We start from the raw sequence: 20,614 nt of genomic DNA on the forward strand, positions 1-20,614 counted from the left end.
AAATATCAACTATCTGTACATCGAAATAGAGGTGATAAATTATGTCTCTACGTTCAAACCGTGTTGCTGAGCAAATGAAAAAGGAGCTTGGCGATATTATTGGCCGTAAAATAAAAGATCCGCGTGTTGGTTTTGTGACTGTTACAGGTGTTGATGTAACAGGTGATTTACAGCAAGCGACAATTTATATTACATCTTTAGGCAATGAGCGTGAACGTGAAGAAACGCTAAAAGCTTTAGTAAAAGCTTCTGGCTTCATTCGTTCTGAAATCGGATCACGCATTCGTTTACGACGTACACCAGAATTAATCTTTGAATTTGATTCATCGATTGAATATGGTAACCGTATTGATTCATTGCTAAGAGATTTACACAAAGAATAAGCTAAAAAAGTCTGCCACATGCATGTTTATGCAGGCAGACTTTTTATCTTCATGGAAAAGGTTATATTGCCAATGAGTAATTAATTATAGAGTAGGCAATTTGGGAGGAGCTATATGAACGGTATTTTACCGCTTTGGAAAGAAAGAGGCATGACGAGCCATGATTGTGTCTTTAAATTACGCAAAATTTTGCGGACAAAAAAAGTTGGGCATACAGGTACACTTGATCCAGGTGTTGAGGGCGTACTACCAATTTGTATTGGCCAAGCAACTCGAATAGCAGAATATTTAACGGATGCAGGGAAAACCTATGAAGCAATTATTTCAATCGGTCGTACCACGACAACCGAGGATGCAGAAGGTGAAACCGTTGAAGAAAATCTTACGATAAAAAAATTTTCTCGTGAACAGTTGCTAGAGGTTTTAGCTTCATTAACTGGAGTTATTGAACAAACACCACCCATGTTTTCAGCAGTAAAAGTAAATGGGAAGCGCCTCTATGAATATGCGCGAAAAGGCGAAAGTGTTGAAAGACCAACTCGTCAAGTCACAATTTATGATTTAGAGCTTCTTGATGAGCTAGCACAATATGAGGGGCAAGAAATTACATTTCCAGTCCGTATCGCTTGCAGTAAAGGGACCTATATACGAACATTAGCTGTACAAATTGGTGAGGCGCTTGGCTATCCAGCACATATGAAGGAACTCGTACGAACTGCTTCAGGTACCTTTACACAGGATAACTGTTTTACATTAGCACAGGTTGCTGAGCTAATGGGGGCTGAGCAAGTGGCTACCTGTATTTTACCTGTCGAGTATGCATTAGCAGACTATCCATATATTGAGATTACGAACGCCAATGAAAAAGAAATTTTCAATGGACAAGTGCTTCCAGCAGATGCATTATTAAATAGTCATGATAAAATTGTGTATGGAATCAATGGAAAGGCAGTTGCGGTTTATCAGGCTCACCCTACAAAGGATGGTTTGATGAAGCCACATAAGATGTTTCCGACGATAGAGTAGGAGGATTTTTTCAATGGAGGTCATTCATTTAAAATACCCACATCAATTACAGCAACGAGAAAGTATCCAGCCGTATTCATTAGCTCTTGGCTTTTTCGATGGTGTACATAGAGGGCATCAAGCAGTTATCAAGGCAGCTAAGGAAGAGGGAGACAAGCGACAAATTCCAACTGCAGTGATGACATTCGATCCACATCCTTCATTAGTCCTTGGTGGACGTAACGAAAAGGTTTTTTATATTACACTCTTACAACAGAAATTACAGTTGTTTGAAGAACAGGGTGTGGATACGGTATTCGTTGTCCATTTCACTTCTGATTTTGCCAAACTTTCACCAGCTGCGTTTATTGATACATTTATTCGTGGATTAAATATTCAACATGTGACAGCTGGCTTCGATTATTCGTTTGGAGCATTTGGTAAGGGAACAATGGAAGATATGCGTGTATTAAGCAATGGTGAATATGGGGTAACGATTGTTGAGAAGAAAACAGATGATGTTGAGAAAATCAGCTCTACCCGTATCCGCAAGCTATTACAAGAAGGCGACATGGAAGAAGCAACAGTGCTATTAGGGAGACCATTTGAAATCAATGGCATTGTTGTACATGGTGATAAACGTGGGCGTACCATTGGCTTCCCTACAGCAAATGTCCAAGCTTTAGAAGGAACGTTTATTCCAGCAAGTGGTGTCTATGCTGTTCGCCTGCTTGTGCAAAATAACTGGTATGATGGTGTTTGCAATGTTGGCTATAAACCAACTTTCAAAGATCCAAATGATAAGCAATTATCGATTGAAGTCCATATTCTAAACTTTGATAAAAATATTTATGGTGAAGAAGTACATGTAGCATGGTATAAACGCATTCGAAGTGAACGAAAATTTGATGGTATTGAGGCATTGAAGACGCAAATAGAAAAGGATAAACAAGAAGCAATTCGTTACTTTAACGAGCTATAAGACTTACTTCATTTTCTTAATTAGATGATCTAATTCGACGTTTTACTTGCTTGACCAAGTGATTTATGGTAACATTCATAAGTGCATAAATGCTTAACCTTAGCTTGGTATATCGATGACTCCAACGTTTACTGTGCTAATGGGGATTAATTATAATTTAGGAGGTCCATACAAATGGCTATTACAAAAGAACGTAAAAACGAAATTATCGCTGAGTACCGTACTCACGAAAGTGACACTGGTTCACCAGAAGTACAAGTTGCAGTATTAACAGCAGAAATCAATGCTCTAAATACTCACTTACGTACACACAAAAAAGATTTCCACTCTGAGCGTGGTCTTCTTAAAATGGTAGGTCGTCGTCGTCACTTATTAAAATATCTTCGTGAAACTGACGTACAACGTTACCGTGAACTAATCAACCGTTTAGGCTTACGTCGCTAATTTATAGCAGAAGTAATCCTATATTAGACTGTAGACAAACAGTAGTTTGTCTACAGTCTTTTTTTATAGCTAATCATCAATACGAAATAACATTCATAATGATTGTTATTTTGTTCAACAATAAGCCATAACTTTTTTACACTACGATGAACGATAGATAAAAATGATTTGATACTTCATAAAAGGGTGATATATTCTAATCACATTTCACAGCCCATGTTCAAGTCATTGTAATCATCTTTTGCAAGTGCAATTGAAGTAGATAAATTGAATGCGAGGTTGCTTTTATTTTTCATGAATTATAATCTAGCAAATTATAGGTAGAGGCTCGAAACAATTGGTAGATAAGCGTCAATCATACAATCTAAATGCTATCATTGAATACTAGTAAAACGATGGCTATGGGTTAGAAAACGTTCTGTATTATCAGATGGTGAAATGTAAACTTAAACTAAATCATTTAGAAGGGTGAGTAAGATGTTTAACCAATTATTAAGAGAGAATAATATTGTCGCAGGTATATTAACAGTTATTCGTGTTTATTTAGGCTGGCATTGGCTTACAGCAGGTTGGGGAAAACTGTTTAATGGCTTTGATGCATCTGGTTTTTTAGCCAATGCTATTGCAAATCCAGTGACAAGTGGAGAAGAGCTCGCATATCCACTGTATGTAAAGTTTATTGAATCGTTTGCTTTACCAAATGCTGGGGTAATTAATATTCTCGTGCCTTGGGGAGAATTTTTAGTAGGGCTAGGATTAATTCTGGGATGTTTAACGACATATGCTGCATTTTTCGGTATGGTCATGAATTTTGCTTTCTTAATGGCAGGTACTATATCTAGTAATCCTTGGGACATTTTACTTGCAATCTTTATTGCCGTTGCTGGTTATAATGCTGGGAAATTTGGGCTTGACCGCTTTATTATGCCAATCTTAAGTGAAAAGATGGAGAGAAATAAGAAAAAAGAAGTAGTTCAACCAATTTCTAAAATTACATAATAAACTTTTTGCATATCTTATATAGGAGACTACTCATTAGTCTGAATATACCCCGCCCATTATATAGGTGGGGTATATTGTTGTTGAAAAAAATCATGTCACTAGCAGAAAAAGACCTATTAGCAAGGTGAGGGGTTGATTTCCGTTCCGCCAACGTCCTTTCCAGGGGGCGTCCGATGAGCCGCTTCACTCACTTACGTTCGCTCCAGGGTCTCCTCTGTGACGCTAACCCCCCTAGGAGTGACGCTGGCTCCACTCCAATCAACCATTCTGCAAAATGTCTTTTCCTGAACAAAATAGCCCATTATTTATATTATTAGAGAGAGGATAGGCTCTTATTTTCGATGTGGAGAAGTGATCCGTGACAACACCTCTTCATAAAGAGTAGTGAACACCTTCACTTTATTTGAAAACCTTTGCTAAAAAGTCAGTGGGTTGAAGTGCAAGGCTACTTGACTCCTGTGGGATAGCGAGACAGGCAAAACTCTAAACGGAGCGGTAGCGGAGGAAGTGATTCGGCGCTCGCCCACAGGAAAGCAAGTAGCCTGCAACGGAAATCCACTTTTCACCTTTCACAAAAATTCTATTGATGGTTTTATACCCCGCCCATTATATGTGAGAGGTATTTGTGTGCCTGACTTATTAATTTTACTAGATGATCCGACTTTCTTTTACCTTATAGGATGTTGTATGATAAGCTCCATGTTATAATGAGTCTATTGTTTAAACTTGTACTTGAAAAACTAATGTTAGCGAAGCAGTTATTTCCATTTACATACATTACTTTTCGTCAAGAAGGAATCAATATAAAAAAATCCATATACCAAAAATGCTTTTTCAATGAAATATAGAAATAAATCTTAAATAAATTGGCAATAACTGAATTTAAATGTATGATTATTTCATGAAATATTATTTAGCATAGAACAAGCATTTTTGGTACACTTACTATTAGTACATACAGACGAAGTAAGTGTTTTTATAATAGAGAGGGGTTCATTGAATGAACGAAAAGAAAGTCTATTCCTATGAATGGGCTGGCCGTCCACTTGTAATTGAAGTAGGACAGTTAGCAAAACAAGCAAACGGAGCCGCATTAGTACGCTATGGCGATACTTCTGTACTTGCTACAGCAACAATGTCAAAATCACCAAAACCACTTGATTTCTTCCCATTAACAGTAAACTATGAAGAACGTCTATATGCTGCAGGTAAAATTCCTGGCGGCTTTATTAAGCGTGAAGGACGTCCATCTGAAAAAGCGATTTTAGCGAGCCGTTTAATCGACCGTCCTATTCGTCCGATGTTCCCAGATGGTTTCCGTAACGAAGTACAAGTTATTTCTATGGTTATGTCAAATGATCCTGATTGTACATCTGAAATGGCAGCAATGGTTGGTTCCTCATTAGCATTAGCTATTTCTGATATTCCATTTGATGGACCAATCGCAGGTGTACAAGTTGGTTATATTGACGGAGAGTTTATTGTAAACCCGACAGTAGAACAATCGAATCACTCAACAATTCACTTATCTGTAGCAGGGAACAAAGATGCTATCAACATGGTTGAAGCGGGTGCACTTGAAGTACCAGAAGAAATTATGTTAGAAGCGATTATGTTCGGTCATGAAGAAATCAAAAAAATCATTGCTTTCCAAGAGCAAATTGTGGCAGAGGTTGGTAAAGAAAAGTTACCAGTGACACTATTTGAAATTGACGAAGCGATTCAAGCCGATATAAAAGCAGCTTGTGAGACTGATATGCATGATGCAATTCAAACGGCGGAGAAACATGCACGTGATGAGGCGATTCAAGCTGTTAAAGATCGTGTTATTGCTTCTTATGAAGAGCAAGAAGCAGATGACGATACAATGAAACAAGTGTATAACATTCTTGATAAGATGGTGAAAGAAGAAGTACGTCGTCAAATCACAGAAGATAAAATTCGTCCAGATGGTCGTAAGCTCGACGAAATTCGACCACTTTCTTCTGAAACAGGCTTATTACAACGTACACACGGTTCTGGTCTATTTACACGTGGACAAACACAAGCCCTATCTATTTGTACACTAGGGGCGCTAGGTGATGTACAAATTATTGATGGCTTAGGTGTTGAAGAATCAAAACGCTTTATGCACCATTACAACTTCCCTCAATTCTCTGTAGGAGAAACAGGCCCAATCCGTGGACCAGGTCGTCGTGAAATCGGTCATGGTGCGTTAGGTGAACGTGCACTTGAAGCTGTTATTCCTGATGAATCGGCTTTCCCATATACAATTCGTTGTGTATCAGAAGTACTTGAATCAAACGGATCAACTTCTCAAGCTTCTATCTGTGCCTCCACATTAGCCATGATGGATGCGGGTGTACCATTAAAAGCACCAGTTGCAGGTATTGCAATGGGTCTTATAAAAAAAGGCGAGCACTATTCCATTTTAACGGATATTCAAGGGATGGAAGACCATTTAGGTGATATGGACTTTAAAGTTGCTGGTACAGCTAAAGGTGTAACAGCACTACAAATGGACATTAAAATCGACGGTTTATCTCGCAATATTTTAGAAGAAGCACTGACACAAGCGAAAGTTGGTCGTATGCATATTCTAGAGTCAATGCTTGCAACACTTGCTGAACCTCGTGAAAAATTGTCTGAATTTGCACCGAAAATTGTCATCGTGAAAATTAATCCAGATAAAATTCGTGATGTGATTGGACCTGGTGGTAAACAAATTAACAAAATTATTGAAGAGACAGGCGTTAAGATTGATACAGAACAAGATGGTACAATCTACATTTCTTCTGCAAATGAGGAAATGAATGCACGTGCAAAACAAATTATTGAAGATATCGTACGGGAAGCAAAAGTAGGGGAATATTACTTATCGACTGTGAAACGTATTGAAAAATTCGGTGCATTTTGTGAGATCTTCCCAGGAAAAGATGGTTTGCTACACATTTCCGAAATTCAAGAGGAACGTACAAAGCAAGTGGAAGATGTCTTAAAACTTGGCGATCAATTACTTGTGAAGGTTATTGAAATTGACAAGCAAGGTCGTGTGAATTTATCTCGTAAAGTAGTAATACAAGAGGAAAAAGAACGCGCTGAACAAGAAAAATAATAACGATTCCAAAGGCTGCGTATGATTGCGCAGCCTTTTTAAATAGTAGCAAAAAGACTAGTAGAGAATTTTTATAATTGGGGGAGATTTTTTGGTTCAAGTACATACATGTCAAAATGGTGTTCGGATTGTATCAGAGCAAATAGATCATGTGAGGTCTGTTGCATTAGGCATTTTTGTGAATGCTGGCTCTCGCTATGAGCTACCTGAAGAGAATGGTATCACACATTTTATTGAGCATATGTTGTTTAAAGGAACAACCACTCGCTCAGCTCGTCAAATTGCTGAAGAATTTGATCGAATTGGGGGAGAGTTAAATGCCTTCACATCGAAAGAAAATACATGTTACTATGCGAAGGTTTTAGATCATCATGCGGAACTGGCTGTCGCAATACTAGCAGATATGTTTTTCAATTCTACATTTGCGGAAGAAGAATTAGAAAAAGAGCGACAAGTGGTATTAGAAGAAATATTAATGAGTGAAGATGCTCCTGATGATGATGTTCATGAAAAGCTATGGGGTGTCATGTATCCGAATGATGCGCTTGGTCGCCCAATACTTGGTACGGCTGCTACGTTAAAGACATTTACAGCAGATGCTATACGACATTATATGGATAAACATTATGGGCCAGAGTCTGTTGTTATTTCTATTGCGGGAAATATTTCAGCTCAGCTTATGCAAACGATTGAAGATTTATTTGGACACTATCAACCTTCACCACATGCCATGGCGCCTGTCTTGACAAATCCTTCATTTTATCCAGGAGAAATTTCAAAAATACGCGATACAGAGCAGGCACATGTAGCGATTTCGTATCCAGCAATCGGTGTAAAAGATCCAGATATGTATAGCTTTATTGCGCTGAACAATATTATTGGAGGCAATATGAGTTCTCGATTGTTTCAAGAAGTACGAGAAGAACGTGGGCTAGCCTATTCTATTTTTTCCTATCAATCGTGTTATGCCGATGTAGGTGCTTTTACGATTTATGGTAGTACGAGTCGACAGCAATTAGCACAGCTCCAGCATACCATTGATGCCACTTTACTAGATATTGTAGCAGGTGGTGTTACAGAGGAGGAGCTAGATAATGCAAAAGAGCAGCTTAAAGGTAGCTTTGTCCTTGGGTTAGAGGGGACAGGTGCTCGTATGAATCGCAATGGAACAAGTGAACTTGTCCATCGCAAGCATCGAACTGTAGACGAGGTTCTTAAATCGATAGATGCCGTATCGATGGAGTCTGTAGATCGGCTGATTGCCAAAATTTTAAAAGCAGAACCAGCTATTTCAATCATTGGTCCTAGCGAATAAAAATATTTTAACAAGGATAGCATTTATCCATTATATTGAAACATATAAAGAGGAGACCTTTGAATATTTTCAAAGTTCTCCTCATGTTGTTGAAAAAAGAACATGTCACTAACAGAAAAAGATCTTTTAGCAGGGTGAGGGGTTGATTTCCGTTCCGCCAGCGTCCTTTCCAGGGGGCGTCCGATGAGCCGCTTCACTCACTTACGCTCGCTCCAGGGTCTCCTCTGTGACGCTCAATCCCCTAGGAGTGACGCTGGCTCCACTCCAATCAACCATTCTGCAAAGTGTCTTTACTTTTTTCATAGCAGCATAGCGATCAAATCGCCCATTATCTGGATTCTTAGAGGGGATAAGCTCTTATTTTCAATGTGGAGAAGTAATGCGTGACAACACTTCTTCATAAAGAGTAGTGAACACCTTCACTTTATTTGAAAATCTTTACTAAAAAGGTAACACTTTTGTAGGTTGGAGTGGAAGGCTACTTGACTCCCGTGGGATAGCGAGACAGGCGAGCCTCTAAACGGAGCGGTAGCAGAGGAAGCGGTTCGACGCTCGCCCACAGGAAAGCAAGTAGCCTGCAACGGAAATCCATTTCTACCTTTCAATTGACTGTTTTGTTTTTCAACACTATGAGGAGCACTTTGAATATTTTCAAAGTTCTCCTTTTTTAATGTTTTTTCCTTTATCAGTTGGGTATTGAAATTCTCAATTAACTTTGATAGTATGGGTGATATTGAAAATCATTTTCATTTAAATGGAGGATATACACGTTATGAAAAAATGGCTTACAGTCAGTACATTGGCATTATCACTAGCACTCGTTGGATGTGCAGATCAAGAAGAGAAAAGTGCTGACAAAGAATTAAAGGAAGAAACAACACAAATACAACAAGAAACAGCAAATACATCAGAGGTAGAAAAAGAGGCATTTCAAGATGGTGTCGATAAGGAAGCTTTTCAAGAGGCTTTAGCAAGCTTCCCAACAACAGCACCAGAAAAAATTGTCACGACGTCTGTGCCTTTAACAGAAATGTTACATCTTTTGGACATCACACCAGTAGGGGTACCAACATCGACAAACCCTATCCCAGCAGACTTTGATTCCATTACAAAAATCGGCTCACCAATGTCACCCGATTTAGAGGTTATTTCAAGCTTACAATCAGACCTAATACTTGGGGCTTCTTCTTTACAAAGTTCACTTGATCAAGCTCTTCAAGGAATGAATTTACCGACAGCTTATTTACCAACAGATTCATATGAAGACTTAAAATTAAGCTTCAAAGTGCTCGGTACGTACTTTGGTAAAGAAGAAAAAATGAACGAGGTCTTACAAAATCTCGTAGCAAAAGAAAAAGAATTGGAAGAAAAGGCGAAAGGAAAAGAATTACCATCTGTGATGCTTGTGATTGGAACATCAGATTCCTTTATGGTAATGAATGATCAATCTTACTTAGGAAGCTTAGTAGAACGATTGGGTGCAGACAATATTGCCAAATCTGTGCTGAAAGCAGAATCGACATACTCGCCAATGAATCTAGAAGATATAGTTGTAGCTGATCCAGATATCGTTTTTGTTTTAGCATCTGGTGATCATGGAGCAAATGAAGATAAATTTAAACAAGAGATTGAAAAAAATAGCGCATGGCAACAATTATCAGCCTATAAAAATGACAAAATCTATATGCTTGATTACAGTACATTCGGTGTCACATCGATTACAAATGCGGAGAAAGCACTGACAACAATTGCAGATTATTTCTATAAATAAGTACGTGAGGTAGAGGTATGATTCATACAGCAAGAAGTCGCATGATTATTATGACGACATTTGTGGTAACAATTTTAGCAGCCATCGTAGCAATCGGGTTAGGCAGTGTTCATATTTCGATTCCCGATATTTTAGCTACTCTGATTAATGGGCGCAATCAAGAAGGCGTCTACACAACCATCATCTGGGATATCCGCCTACCACGCGTGTTGCTAGCACTAATCATTGGTGCAAGTATAGCCATTTCGGGAGCCTTATTGCAGGCAGTCATGGGCAATCCATTAGCTGATCCTGGATTAACAGGCGTAACGAGCGGTGCCGCAGCCTTTGTGCTACTTATCCTTTTAGCAAATCCAGAGCTTACACACTTAATTCCACTTGCTGCCTTCGTTGGTGGTTTGATTGCAGCAGCCATAGTCTATGCCCTAGCGTGGAGACGTACAGGCATTACACCCATCACCATTATTTTATCGGGAGTCGCTGTAAATGCTTTATGTGGTGGGGTAATTGGGTTCTTGTCTATTCTTTATAGTGATCGTTTGCCATCAGCTGTGCAATGGATGAATGGAAGTCTCGCAGCTAAAGGCAATGCCTCTCTGCAGATGATTTATGTGTATGCCATCATTGGTTGGATACTCGTTATTTTCGCCATTCGTAAAGCGAATATTATTCGTTTAGGCGATCAGGTCGCAACCAATTTAGGGGAAAGTGTAACCCGTATTCGTATTATGTTATCTATTTTAGCTGTCTTTCTAGCAGCCATTTCGGTTGCGGCAGTTGGCATGATTAGCTTTGTAGGATTAATCGTACCGCATATGGCACGCTTACTTGTGGGCTCTGATTATAAGTATATGTTGCCTATGAGTATGGCCATGGGGGCGATTGTCTTATTGATTGCCGATACTGGTGGACGTACATTATTTGCACCACTGGATATTCCAGCGGGGATTTTAATGGCTGTTATCGGTGGACCTTACTTCTTATACCTAATGAGAAAGAGGGCGTTTTAATGTTAAAAATTGAACAGCTATCCATCAGCTATGAACAAAAGGAAGTTGTCCATAATTTTTCATTCGAAGTAAAACAAGGCGAAATTCTATCGATCATTGGACCAAATGGTTCTGGTAAGTCGACGATATTAAAAGCGATTGCGCGAATGCAGCCGTACAATGCAGGAACCATTCTGTTTGAGGGAGAAAATATGCGTCAATTATCCTCAAAGCAAATCGCACGCAAAATGTGTATGTTGAGTCAACAGAATCAAGCTCCAAGCGATATATCTGTTAAAAATTTAGTTGCCTATGGTCGTTATCCACATAAAAAGTGGTTTGAACGTCTCAATGCAGAGGATGAGGCTATTATCGATTGGGCATTAGAAAAGACCTATCTTGCCCATTACAAAGAAAAGCCTATTGTTGCTTTATCAGGTGGGGAGGCACAGCGTGCGTGGATTGCCATGGCTTTAGCACAGCGTCCCCAAGTTCTATTATTAGATGAGCCTACAACCTTCTTAGATATTGCTCATCAACATGAAGTGCTAGAATTAGTGAGGGAGCTTAATCGTGACATGGGAATGACCGTTGTGATGGTGCTCCATGATTTAAACCAGGCTTCTAGCTATAGCGATCAAATCGTGGTCGTAAAGGATGGCTGGAGGGCACAAATGGGAACACCTGATGAGGTCATGACGGAACAGATGATCCAACAAATTTATCGCATGGAGGCAGAAATTCAATATGTCTCGTGGGATAATTCTCCACGGGTGCAATTAAAAAATACGGTGAAAGTATAGGAGGAAATAAGATGCCGAAAGCAGTGGATATTGAACAAGTAAAACAGGGGTATGAAACATTTATTCAAAGCAAGAAAAATTGTGTACTAAGTTTTGTAGATGGAGATGGCAAACCTTTTAGTAGTACGACGCCATTTGTACGTCTGAACGGAAAATTTTATGTCTATATTAGTCGCATTGCTGAACATTACCAGCTAATGGAGCAATCAGAAGTAGTCGATTTAATTTGTGTAGCGGATGAGGCTGTAACAGCTAATCCATTTGCCACAGAGCGAGCACGTTGGCAATGTCAGCCTAAAAATTTAGGGAATGACGGCCATGAAGAGGTATTTGCTGCCTTCGACCAGCTATTTAATGCCAAGATGATGGAAATGTTGCGTTCACTCGATTTCTCATTGTTTGAGTTAACACCACTAGATGGACGCTATGTCGTTGGATTTGGTAAAGCCTTTACAATTGATCTAGCTAATGACACATTAATCCATGTTGTAATTGATAAAAAATAGGTTGCCAATTTAGGCAGCCTATTTTTTTGCTGAATGTTTAACAGATTTCTTTTGTCATATATAAATGAAGACATTTGTGAAACACAATAAAACTGATGAAGACACTAATCAATGTTGGCAACAACAAAATGAATAAATTGGCTGCTACTAGTGATAAGTAGTAATGAATGACAAAATTTAAAAGAATAATAAGCACGCTAGCTGTAAGCATTCTAACCGTTCGCATTCCCTCCGTTTCCTCCAGTTGCTGAATATAAAATTGACTACAGATGAGGAAAGAAGCGCTACTTATAAAAGCAAAGTACATAGCAAAATGCTCTATAAAATTTTCATTTGCTCCAGGTTGTGAAAAATACATTGGCGCTAGGATAATAAAGAGTAATGTAATAAGGCCATAGCAAAATAAAAAATCGGATTGCAATTGTGTTTTCTTTGATAGAGGTAGTGTATTGACATATACTGTCCACTTTACTTGACGATCACCTCTATATAAATTATCTACAAGGTTGGCTGAAATAACGACAATAAATAATCCGATAGAAGGACTATCTACAAAAGGTAAATGAACAAAATGAAGAAGTAAACATATCGTCATTGCAAAAAGAATAGTCCATTTTTGTACGACAATTCTTTGTAACAACAGTGCTCGCATGAAATCCCTCCTAAAACTCTTTTCTTTTATAAATAGCTGTAGAAACTAGAGAGGAGAGGCATAGCAGTATAAGCCCGACAAAAGGTGCTACATAGATAAATTGCTTTAAATATAAAAAGGTATGGGTCGTATCAGGGATATACTGTTTAAACATCCCCATTAAGAAGCCAGGGATAAAACAAAGCGCAATGAGGACTATCCTTCCTTTAATAGAGCCAAATTGAATATAGATAGGTAGTAATACGGCTAACAGACAGAGCGCCAATGTTACAATCAAATTAAACGTTAGAAAAAATTCTGAAGTGATTTCGTTATTGGTAAAAAAATTAATAAAAAATAGGAGAGGTAAAGCCGTCACAAGACCGATAATCATTAGCACAACACTAAGTATATATTTACTAAGAACTATATCCCCTTTAGAAATTGGCAAAGTATTGGCATACTTATCCCAGTTACTTTGTTCATCGTAGCTAAGGGCAGTTATGGCTTGTATCGTTACAATAAAGACAACAACAGCTAGAAGCATTGAGCTTTGCTGCATAAATATCGCCATCATAAGAAGAAATAATAGAACAAATGCCTGTGCCTTCATTTGACGTTGAATAGTCATTAAATCTTTGAGGATAAGACCTACCATATTCAAACACTACCTTTCACAAAAAATAGCATGATATCTTCTATAGAAGGTCTTTCAAGTCTGAAAGCCTCATTTACTTCATTTTTCAGAACTAAAGCTTCTATTCCAAACGCACCAGGACGTGTTCTCAGGATAGCATGCTCTGGTAAGTCACTTACTTCCTCACGGTTCCCTTTGAAAATCCCATATTCATATAATAGAGCATCTTTACTCTCACTCAATAAAATTTCACCATTATGAATCAACGTAATATAGTCAGCAATTTTTTCTAAGTCGCTTGTAATATGCGAAGAAAATAAAATGCTATGTGTTTCATCCTGCATAAATGCTAAAAATAAATCCAAAATTTCATCCCGAATAATAGGGTCTAATCCACTTGTTGGTTCATCTAAAATCAATAATTTTGGATGATGTGCCAATGCTAATGCGATCGATAGCTTCATCCTCATCCCTCGTGATAGTTCCTTAATCTTCTTCCTCTTTGGCACATTAAATTGAGCTAATCGATCAAAATAATAGCCTGAATCCCATGTTTGAAATACTTTTCTCATGATTTTGTCGAGTTGCGTCGCATTTAGCGTTTCCGGTACATGTAAATCGTCAAATACCACGCCGATGTCGTTTTTTATCGATAACTCATGTTCGACATGATCTTTGCCAAATAGCAAAATTTCGCCATATTCTTTTTTTAATAAATTTAGCATGCATTTTATCGTTGTTGATTTTCCAGCTCCATTTTCTCCAACAAAGCCCATAACAGTTCCTTGTGGGACGGAAAAACTTATATCTTTTAGAGAAAAGCCTTCAAAGCCCTTATGTAAATCATGAATTTCAATGGCGTTCATTTTACTTATCCTCCTCTAACATTAAAGATAGTAGTTCTTGCAATTCTTCACTAGAAAGACCAGCCGTTGTCGCTACTTTTACTGCCTTTTGCAAATGCTCCTCTACCTGCCTTAATAGCTCCTCGCGTAGAAAGTCTTGGTTGCGTTCTGTGACAAAGCTCCCTTTACCAGCAACTGTTTCAATGAAACCATCTCGCTCTAAATCAGCATAAGCACGTTTAGTGGTCATCACACTTATTTTTAAATCCTTTGCTAGGGCACGGATAGACGGTAGAGCATCACCTGCCTGTAATTTATTGGCTAAAATAGCTTCTTTGAGCTGTATGGTGATTTGCTCATAAATAGGTTTTTCACTCGCATTACTCAAATGGATATGCACAAATCATCACCTCTTATAACTGTATATATACAGTATATACATATGGTAATGCAAATGCAACATTTTCGTACTTTTGGTAGGGGTCACGATTTGCAAAAACTCGGCATATATTGAGGTAACGGCTCAAGGAGGGAGATGAGGCATGCTACTATCTGAGATGGTGGATAAGGAGTTAATTCAAATTGAGGGTGGCGTACATTTTGGCATCTTGGCACATACAGAATGCCTATTAGATGTGCAAACAGGGAAAATACATGGTTTTGAAATTGTGAAAGATAAACTACCATTCCAAAAAAAGAAAATGAAAGTTAGTGAAATGATACCTTGGCATGAAATTATTTTAATTGGTGAAGATCGTATTTTATTTAATAAGACATCAACAGTACAGTCAGAATATTTACAGTGAGGTGAGCTTTTGGAAAACGAAAAATGGCTTGTTATCGGTGAGGACTCGCGGTTAAAGGAACTAGCTACAATGCTAAGAAGTCCATCGAGAACAGTGTTTTATAAAAGAACGACCGTATGGAACGAGGAGTTAAATAAACTTGTTTTAGAATACCAACCTAATAAAATCATACTGCCGATTCTTCCATTAAAAATAGAAGTTGAGCAGCTCTATGGTATATCACAAGTGAAATTTTATACAGGTCGATTAACTATGCATTGGAAGCAATTACTAGAGAAGAATGAATCGATTTGTTATTTACAGCAAGAATCTTTTATTTGGCAAAATGCTCGGTTAACAGCGGAGGGATTTATCGCCACGTTTTACGGACTCGAGCAAAAATGTATTTACGGACAAAATTTCACAATCGCAGGCTTTGGGCGCATCGCCAAAATGCTCGCCTCTTTACTAGTTAAAATGGGTGCGAATGTTCATATTGTTGCACGTTCTGTTGTACAAGTGAGTGAAGCAAAAGCATATGGTTATAAAGCCACGAATTTAGATGATCGTCAATGGTCTATTACGGATGGCATTTTTATTAATACAATTCCTGCTAAATGGATTACAGAGTCTTTTATAGAGCATGTTCCAGCAGTATTATATGACTTGGCCTCCGAGCCAGGCTGTTTAGATATAGATACTGAGCAATTACAAACATATGTACTATTGCCATCATTGCCTGGGAAATACTTTGCACATGACGCAGCTACAATATTGTGCAAGGCAATAGAGGAGGAAGAAAATTGCTAACGGGGAAACGAATAGGCCTAGGTATTACTGCTTCTCATTGTACGTATGAAGATGTAGTGCCTAAAATTCAAAATTTTATTGATGTCGGAGCAACAGTTATTCCAATCATTACGCATTCCGTTTTACATGCAGCTACCCGCTTTGGTACTGGTGAAGAATGGATTGCCAAAATAGAAGCATTGACAGGAGAAAAAGTTATTTCTTCTATAAAAGAGGCGGAGCCATTTGGCCCATCCAATCCATTAGATGCAATGGTCATCGCACCCATGACGGGCAATAGCATAAGTAAATTTGCTAATGCAGCAACAGATAGTCCTGTCTTAATGGCAGCGAAGGCAACTTTGCGTAATGGTTCGCCTGTAGTTTTAGGTATTTCCACAAATGATGCACTAGGCTTAAATGGCATAAATATTATGAAGTTGTTAAATGCCAAAAATATATACTTTATCCCATTTGGTCAGGATGCCCCCCACTCCAAACCAAATTCTTTAATTGCTGATTTTGAACAAATGGTGGATACTGTTCATGCAGCAATTACGCAGAAAAAGCAATTACAACCGCTGTTGATACAATATTTCAAATAAATAAGAGATTACACACAATTTTCAGTATTTTTGTGATACAATAGCACACATTATGGAACATGTATTCAAGGAGAGATGACAGATGACAAAGCAGTTAACAGTTGCGGTTGTTGGGGCAACAGGAGCAGTAGGTTCGAAAATGATGGAGCAATTAATTAAACGTAAATTTCCGATTGGACATATTAAATTTCTAGCTTCTGCTCGTTCAGCAGGAAAATCAATCGAATTTAATGGTGAAACATATACAATTGAAGAAGCGACACCTGAGGCTTTCGAAGGCGTCAATGTCGCTTTATTCTCAGCTGGTGGTTCAGTATCAGCTGTGCTTGCACCAGAAGCAGCTAAGCGTGGTGCAGTAGTTATTGATAATACGAGCCATTTTCGTATGGATCCAGAGGTACCGCTTGTCGTGCCTGAAGTGAATCGAGGCGACTTAGCGAAGCATAAAGGGATTATTGCGAATCCAAACTGCTCTACAATTCAAATGGTAGCTGCACTTGAACCAATTCGTAATGCATTTGGTTTAACAAAAGTAATCGTTTCAACTTATCAGGCAGTATCGGGTGCGGGGATTTCTGCGATCCAAGAATTAAAGGCACAAAGCGAAAACTGGGATGCAGGTAAAGATGTAGAAGCAAATATTTTACCGTCTGGTAGTGATAAACGTCATTACCCAATTGCTCGTAATGTCATTCCACAAATCGATAAATTCACAGATAATGGATTTACATACGAAGAAATGAAAATGATTAATGAGACGAAAAAAATCATGCATGCACCAGAGCTAAAAGTAGCTGCTACTTGCGTTCGTGTGCCAGTCGTTTCAGGTCACTCTGAATCTGTTTATATTGAGGTAGAGAAAGAAGCGTCAATCCAAGAGATTTTTGACGTATTACGCAATGCACCAGGTGTGGTATTACAAGATGATATTGCAACACAAACTTACCCAATGCCTATTTATGCAGAAGGGGAAGACGCTACTTTTGTAGGACGTATCCGTCAAGATTTAGACAACAGCAAAGGATTCCATCTATGGATCGTTTCTGACAATTTATTAAAAGGCGCCGCATTAAACTCTATCCAAATTGCAGAAGCAATGCTTGAGGATAACTTACTATAAGAGGGGTGTAAGGATGAATTTAGGTCGAATTGGAACGGCTATGATTACGCCGTTCAAAAATGATGGCACGATTAATTATCCAGAACTAGAACGTATTATTAATCATTTAATAGACAACGGTACAGATTGTATTGTTGCTTGTGGTACGACTTCTGAAAACCCAACTATGTCTACTGAAGAAAAAATTGAAGTTGTGCGCTTTACAGTAGAGAAAGTAGCAGGTCGCGTACCTGTTATTGCAGGTACTGGGGACAATGAAACAGCTTACTCTATCGCTATGACACATAAAGCAGAAGAAAATGGAGCGGACGGCATTATGCTTGTAGCTCCCTACTATAATAAGCCAAATCAACGTGGGATTTTTGCTCACTTTGAAACCATTGCTAAACAAACGAGTCTTCCTGTTATGCTCTATAATGTCCCAGGGCGTACTGGTGTCAATGTTGCCTATGAAACTTCTGTTGCTTTAAGCAAGATTCCTAATATTGCTTGGATTAAAGAAGCGAGCGGTAACTTAGATCAGATGGGTGATGTTATTGAGAACGTTGATCCAGATGATGATTTCTTAGTGTATAGTGGGGATGATGGTTTAACACTCCCACTAATGGCCATTGGCGGCGCAGGTGTTATTTCTGTAGCAGCCCACGTGGTAGGCAATGATATGCAATTAATGATTAAAGCGTTTGAAGAAGGAAATCATAAGCTAGCAGCCAAAATTCACAGAGCCTTATTACCTTTAGTACGTGCGCTGTTCGCTCAACCCAACCCTTCACCGATTAAATATGCGATGACAAAATTAGGCTTTGATACACTCAATGTTCGTTTGCCAATGATGGAAATGACAGATGAAGAGAAAGCTAATTTTGATCGAATTTGGGATACGTATCAAGAAAAAGCGAAAAGTTTTAGATAAATAGCAACGAGGCTGAAACTCTATCAGCCTCGTTTTTTGTATGCATAAAGTAAAAAAAAATTTCACAAATCCGTAACTCCTCGTCCTCACAAATACTTATTTGACTCTATTTATACAGGATATCCAATATTTGTTTTCCATCTGCAAGTAATAAGCAAATAGCAAGAAAATCTATTTCCAACATGAAACATGTATTTTTAATTTGTGCAAAAGCTTTGCAAACCGTATAATAAATGTTAAGTGGTTGCTGTTCGGGATATTTTTTAGGAGGAAATAAATTGACAAAAAAGAAAAATGAATTAATCCGCATCATCCCTCTTGGGGGTGTTGGCGAAATTGGGAAAGCAATGTACGTAGTAGAAATTGATGAAGAGCTATTTGTGGTGGATAGCGGCTTAATGTTCCCAGAAGATGAAATGTTAGGTATAGATATCGTGATTCCTGACATTACGTACTTAGAAGAAAATAAAGAACGTGTGAAAGGTATTTTCTTAACACATGGTCATGAAGATGCGATCGGCTCTATTGCCTATGTTTTACAAAAAATTAAGGCACCTGTGTACGGATCGAAATTAACCATTGCATTAGCAAAGGAACATTTAAAAGAATTACCTGCACCACATCAGGTGAAATTTTTTGAAGTAACAAACCGTAGTCGTATGAATTTTAACTCAACGTATGTAACATTCTTCCACACAACACATAGTATTCCCGATTCGTTAGGGGTAGTGTTCCATACATCTGAAGGCGCGATTGTTCATACAGGAGAGTTTAAATTCGACCAGTCAGCGACAGGTAAATTTAAACCTGATTTAGCAAAAATGGCACAGCTAGGCGAAGACGGCGTCTTTATTCTATTATCTGAGTCTTGCGAAGCTGAGCGACCAGGATATACAACATCAGAGATTGTCATTGAAGAACAATTATCAAAAACATTCCACTCAGCACCAGGTCGTATTTTAGTAGCTGTTTATGCATCGAATTTTATTCGTATTCAACAAGTTTTTGCCCAAGCCCAGAAATCATTCCGTAAAGTTGTGATTGTGGGTAAACCATTGGAAAAAGCGGTTGATCTAGGCGTACAGCTTGGTTATTTAACAGTTGAAGAAGATACAATTATTCCAATTTCGGAAATGCAAAAATATCAAGATGATGAAATTATCATTATTGCAACAGGCAATAGAGGAGAACCTCTCGATGCTTTAGAAAAAATTGTCCGTAAGCACCATCGTGACATTAAAATTAAACAAGGTGATACAGTATTAATCACCTTTACACCTTCTCCAGGTATGGAAGTACAAATGGCGAATGCAATGAACTCGATGTCAAAAGCAGGCGCTGAAATTTTGACTTCTAGCAAAAATGTTCATGTTTCAGGACATGGTAGTCAAGAAGATTTAAAGCTGATGCTAAACTTAATGCAGCCAAAATATTTTATTCCTGTACAAGGTGAATACCGTATGCTAATTGCGCACTCCAAATTAGCACAACAGCTTGGTATGCAAAAATCCCAAATTTTTATCGCCGATAAAGGGGATATCGTAGAATATAAAAATAATAAAATGCGCATGAGTGGTCGTGTACAAGCTGGTAATGTCTTGATTGACGGTATTGGTGTAGGCGATGTAGGTAATATTGTACTTCGTGACCGAAAATTATTATCACAGGATGGCATTTTCATTGTGGTGGTAACATTAAATCGAGCACAAAAGAAAATTGCCTCAGGCCCAGAGATTTTATCACGAGGCTTTGTCTATGTACGAGAATCAGAGGAATTAATGATTGAGGCATCTGACATTGCGAAGAATGTGATTGAAAAGTATGTTGGGAAAGAAACCTTTGAATGGACGAATATTAAACAAGAAATACGAGATACTCTCAATACGTATTTATTCCAAAAAACAAAACGTCGCCCAATGATTATTCCTATTATTATGGAATATTAATTGAACAAGCTCATCGTATATGCTTTGA

The 20,614-nt window shown here is 38.3% G+C and carries 21 protein-coding genes; 17 read left to right on the top strand and 4 right to left on the bottom strand.

Annotated features, from left to right (window positions below; genetic code table 11):
* Positions 1–41: 41 nt before the first annotated feature.
* From rbfA to MHB40_RS05710, 11 genes are all read left to right on the top strand, one after another.
* On the top strand, positions 42–383 hold the full coding sequence (gene rbfA, locus MHB40_RS05660; RefSeq protein ID WP_205441992.1) for a 30S ribosome-binding factor RbfA: 342 nt from the start codon (positions 42–44) through the stop codon (positions 381–383).
* Between the two features lie 114 nt (positions 384–497).
* Positions 498–1,409, top strand: coding sequence for a tRNA pseudouridine(55) synthase TruB (truB, locus tag MHB40_RS05665; RefSeq protein WP_342534089.1), 912 nt, complete (start codon positions 498–500; stop codon positions 1,407–1,409).
* Positions 1,410–1,422: 13 nt separating this feature from the next.
* Positions 1,423–2,370 (top strand): riboflavin biosynthesis protein RibF, encoded by a 948-nt coding sequence (gene ribF, locus MHB40_RS05670; RefSeq protein WP_205441994.1) that lies wholly within the window; start codon positions 1,423–1,425, stop codon positions 2,368–2,370.
* A 174-nt stretch (positions 2,371–2,544) separates the two neighbouring features.
* Positions 2,545–2,814 carry a 30S ribosomal protein S15 gene (gene rpsO, locus MHB40_RS05675; protein ID WP_008178982.1) on the top strand — a complete coding sequence of 90 codons (270 nt, stop codon included), beginning with the start codon at positions 2,545–2,547 and terminating at the stop codon, positions 2,812–2,814.
* 477 nt (positions 2,815–3,291) lie between these two features.
* The gene (locus tag MHB40_RS05680; RefSeq protein WP_205441995.1) at positions 3,292–3,813 is read left to right on the top strand and encodes a DoxX family protein; all 522 of its coding nucleotides are present in this window, start codon (positions 3,292–3,294) and stop codon (positions 3,811–3,813) included.
* 1,003 nt (positions 3,814–4,816) lie between these two features.
* On the top strand, positions 4,817–6,931 hold the full coding sequence (gene pnp / locus MHB40_RS05685) for a polyribonucleotide nucleotidyltransferase (RefSeq protein ID WP_342442716.1): 2,115 nt from the start codon (positions 4,817–4,819) through the stop codon (positions 6,929–6,931).
* 91 nt (positions 6,932–7,022) lie between these two features.
* Positions 7,023–8,246, top strand: coding sequence for a pitrilysin family protein (locus MHB40_RS05690; protein ID WP_205441997.1), 1,224 nt, complete (start codon positions 7,023–7,025; stop codon positions 8,244–8,246).
* A 772-nt stretch (positions 8,247–9,018) separates the two neighbouring features.
* The gene (locus tag MHB40_RS05695) at positions 9,019–10,017 is read left to right on the top strand and encodes an ABC transporter substrate-binding protein (protein ID WP_342442717.1); all 999 of its coding nucleotides are present in this window, start codon (positions 9,019–9,021) and stop codon (positions 10,015–10,017) included.
* A 17-nt stretch (positions 10,018–10,034) separates the two neighbouring features.
* Positions 10,035–11,027: an iron ABC transporter permease gene (locus MHB40_RS05700; protein ID WP_342442718.1), complete on the top strand. Its 993-nt coding sequence runs from the start codon at positions 10,035–10,037 to the stop codon at positions 11,025–11,027.
* Complete coding sequence (locus MHB40_RS05705; RefSeq protein ID WP_342442719.1) at positions 11,027–11,809, top strand: ABC transporter ATP-binding protein; 783 nt, start codon at positions 11,027–11,029, stop codon at positions 11,807–11,809. The genes MHB40_RS05700 and MHB40_RS05705 overlap by 1 nt, the downstream gene beginning before the upstream one ends.
* Before the next feature lie 11 nt (positions 11,810–11,820).
* Entirely contained in the window at positions 11,821–12,315 is a 495-nt protein-coding gene (locus tag MHB40_RS05710; RefSeq protein WP_205442001.1) for a pyridoxamine 5'-phosphate oxidase family protein, read from the top strand.
* A gap of 37 nt (positions 12,316–12,352) precedes the next feature.
* Here the strand turns inward: MHB40_RS05710 and MHB40_RS05715 are convergent, their stop codons facing one another.
* From MHB40_RS05715 to MHB40_RS05730, 4 genes are read right to left on the bottom strand one after another with little or no spacing between them, the layout of a single operon-like run.
* Positions 12,353–12,967, bottom strand: coding sequence for an ABC-2 transporter permease (locus tag MHB40_RS05715; protein ID WP_342442720.1), 615 nt, complete (start codon positions 12,965–12,967; stop codon positions 12,353–12,355).
* Positions 12,968–12,977: 10 nt separating this feature from the next.
* Positions 12,978–13,604, bottom strand: a complete 627-nt coding sequence (locus tag MHB40_RS05720; protein WP_342534090.1) for an ABC-2 transporter permease — start codon at positions 13,602–13,604, stop codon at positions 12,978–12,980.
* 2 nt (positions 13,605–13,606) lie between these two features.
* Positions 13,607–14,449: an ABC transporter ATP-binding protein gene (locus tag MHB40_RS05725; protein WP_342442722.1), complete on the bottom strand. Its 843-nt coding sequence runs from the start codon at positions 14,447–14,449 to the stop codon at positions 13,607–13,609.
* Position 14,450: 1 nt separating this feature from the next.
* Positions 14,451–14,828, bottom strand: a complete 378-nt coding sequence (locus tag MHB40_RS05730; RefSeq protein ID WP_342442723.1) for a GntR family transcriptional regulator — start codon at positions 14,826–14,828, stop codon at positions 14,451–14,453.
* Positions 14,829–14,970: 142 nt separating this feature from the next.
* Here MHB40_RS05730 and MHB40_RS05735 point away from each other — a divergent pair, with 142 nt between their 5' ends.
* The 6 genes from MHB40_RS05735 (at position 14,971) to MHB40_RS05760 (ending at position 20,586) form a co-directional block, all read left to right on the top strand.
* Entirely contained in the window at positions 14,971–15,234 is a 264-nt protein-coding gene (locus tag MHB40_RS05735) for a hypothetical protein (protein ID WP_004224966.1), read from the top strand.
* Positions 15,235–15,243: 9 nt separating this feature from the next.
* Positions 15,244–16,023: an NAD(P)-dependent oxidoreductase gene (locus tag MHB40_RS05740; protein ID WP_205442007.1), complete on the top strand. Its 780-nt coding sequence runs from the start codon at positions 15,244–15,246 to the stop codon at positions 16,021–16,023.
* Positions 16,017–16,607 (top strand): dipicolinate synthase subunit B, encoded by a 591-nt coding sequence (locus MHB40_RS05745; protein WP_004224962.1) that lies wholly within the window; start codon positions 16,017–16,019, stop codon positions 16,605–16,607. Before MHB40_RS05740 ends, MHB40_RS05745 begins: the two co-directional genes overlap by 7 nt.
* Before the next feature lie 82 nt (positions 16,608–16,689).
* A complete protein-coding gene (locus MHB40_RS05750; RefSeq protein WP_205442008.1) occupies positions 16,690–17,727 on the top strand; it encodes an aspartate-semialdehyde dehydrogenase in 1,038 nt (345 codons plus the stop codon).
* A 13-nt stretch (positions 17,728–17,740) separates the two neighbouring features.
* A complete protein-coding gene (gene dapA / locus MHB40_RS05755) occupies positions 17,741–18,640 on the top strand; it encodes a 4-hydroxy-tetrahydrodipicolinate synthase (protein ID WP_205442010.1) in 900 nt (299 codons plus the stop codon).
* Positions 18,641–18,918: 278 nt separating this feature from the next.
* On the top strand, positions 18,919–20,586 hold the full coding sequence (locus tag MHB40_RS05760) for a ribonuclease J (protein WP_205442011.1): 1,668 nt from the start codon (positions 18,919–18,921) through the stop codon (positions 20,584–20,586).
* Positions 20,587–20,614: the final 28 nt, after the last annotated feature.

The sequence above is a fragment of the Lysinibacillus sp. FSL K6-0057 genome, from assembly GCF_038630885.1.
In the GTDB taxonomy this organism is placed as follows: Bacteria; Bacillota; Bacilli; order Bacillales_A; family Planococcaceae; genus Lysinibacillus; species Lysinibacillus fusiformis_F.

What these genes read in the sequence shown, in the direction of transcription:
- MHB40_RS05725 (WP_342442722.1), bottom strand. Translation starts at nt 14,449, where the DNA reads ATGAACGCCATTGAAATTCATGATTTACATAAGGGCTTTGAAGGCTTT.
- MHB40_RS05720 (WP_342534090.1), bottom strand. Translation starts at nt 13,604, where the DNA reads ATGGTAGGTCTTATCCTCAAAGATTTAATGACTATTCAACGTCAAATG.
- MHB40_RS05710 (WP_205442001.1), top strand. Translation starts at nt 11,821, where the DNA reads ATGCCGAAAGCAGTGGATATTGAACAAGTAAAACAGGGGTATGAAACA.
- ribF (WP_205441994.1), top strand. Translation starts at nt 1,423, where the DNA reads ATGGAGGTCATTCATTTAAAATACCCACATCAATTACAGCAACGAGAA.
- MHB40_RS05705 (WP_342442719.1), top strand. Translation starts at nt 11,027, where the DNA reads ATGTTAAAAATTGAACAGCTATCCATCAGCTATGAACAAAAGGAAGTT.
- MHB40_RS05750 (WP_205442008.1), top strand. Translation starts at nt 16,690, where the DNA reads ATGACAAAGCAGTTAACAGTTGCGGTTGTTGGGGCAACAGGAGCAGTA.
- pnp (WP_342442716.1), top strand. Translation starts at nt 4,817, where the DNA reads ATGAACGAAAAGAAAGTCTATTCCTATGAATGGGCTGGCCGTCCACTT.
- rpsO (WP_008178982.1), top strand. Translation starts at nt 2,545, where the DNA reads ATGGCTATTACAAAAGAACGTAAAAACGAAATTATCGCTGAGTACCGT.
- MHB40_RS05695 (WP_342442717.1), top strand. Translation starts at nt 9,019, where the DNA reads ATGAAAAAATGGCTTACAGTCAGTACATTGGCATTATCACTAGCACTC.
- dapA (WP_205442010.1), top strand. Translation starts at nt 17,741, where the DNA reads ATGAATTTAGGTCGAATTGGAACGGCTATGATTACGCCGTTCAAAAAT.
- MHB40_RS05700 (WP_342442718.1), top strand. Translation starts at nt 10,035, where the DNA reads ATGATTCATACAGCAAGAAGTCGCATGATTATTATGACGACATTTGTG.
- truB (WP_342534089.1), top strand. Translation starts at nt 498, where the DNA reads ATGAACGGTATTTTACCGCTTTGGAAAGAAAGAGGCATGACGAGCCAT.
- MHB40_RS05735 (WP_004224966.1), top strand. Translation starts at nt 14,971, where the DNA reads ATGCTACTATCTGAGATGGTGGATAAGGAGTTAATTCAAATTGAGGGT.
- MHB40_RS05680 (WP_205441995.1), top strand. Translation starts at nt 3,292, where the DNA reads ATGTTTAACCAATTATTAAGAGAGAATAATATTGTCGCAGGTATATTA.
- MHB40_RS05715 (WP_342442720.1), bottom strand. Translation starts at nt 12,967, where the DNA reads ATGCGAGCACTGTTGTTACAAAGAATTGTCGTACAAAAATGGACTATT.
- rbfA (WP_205441992.1), top strand. Translation starts at nt 42, where the DNA reads ATGTCTCTACGTTCAAACCGTGTTGCTGAGCAAATGAAAAAGGAGCTT.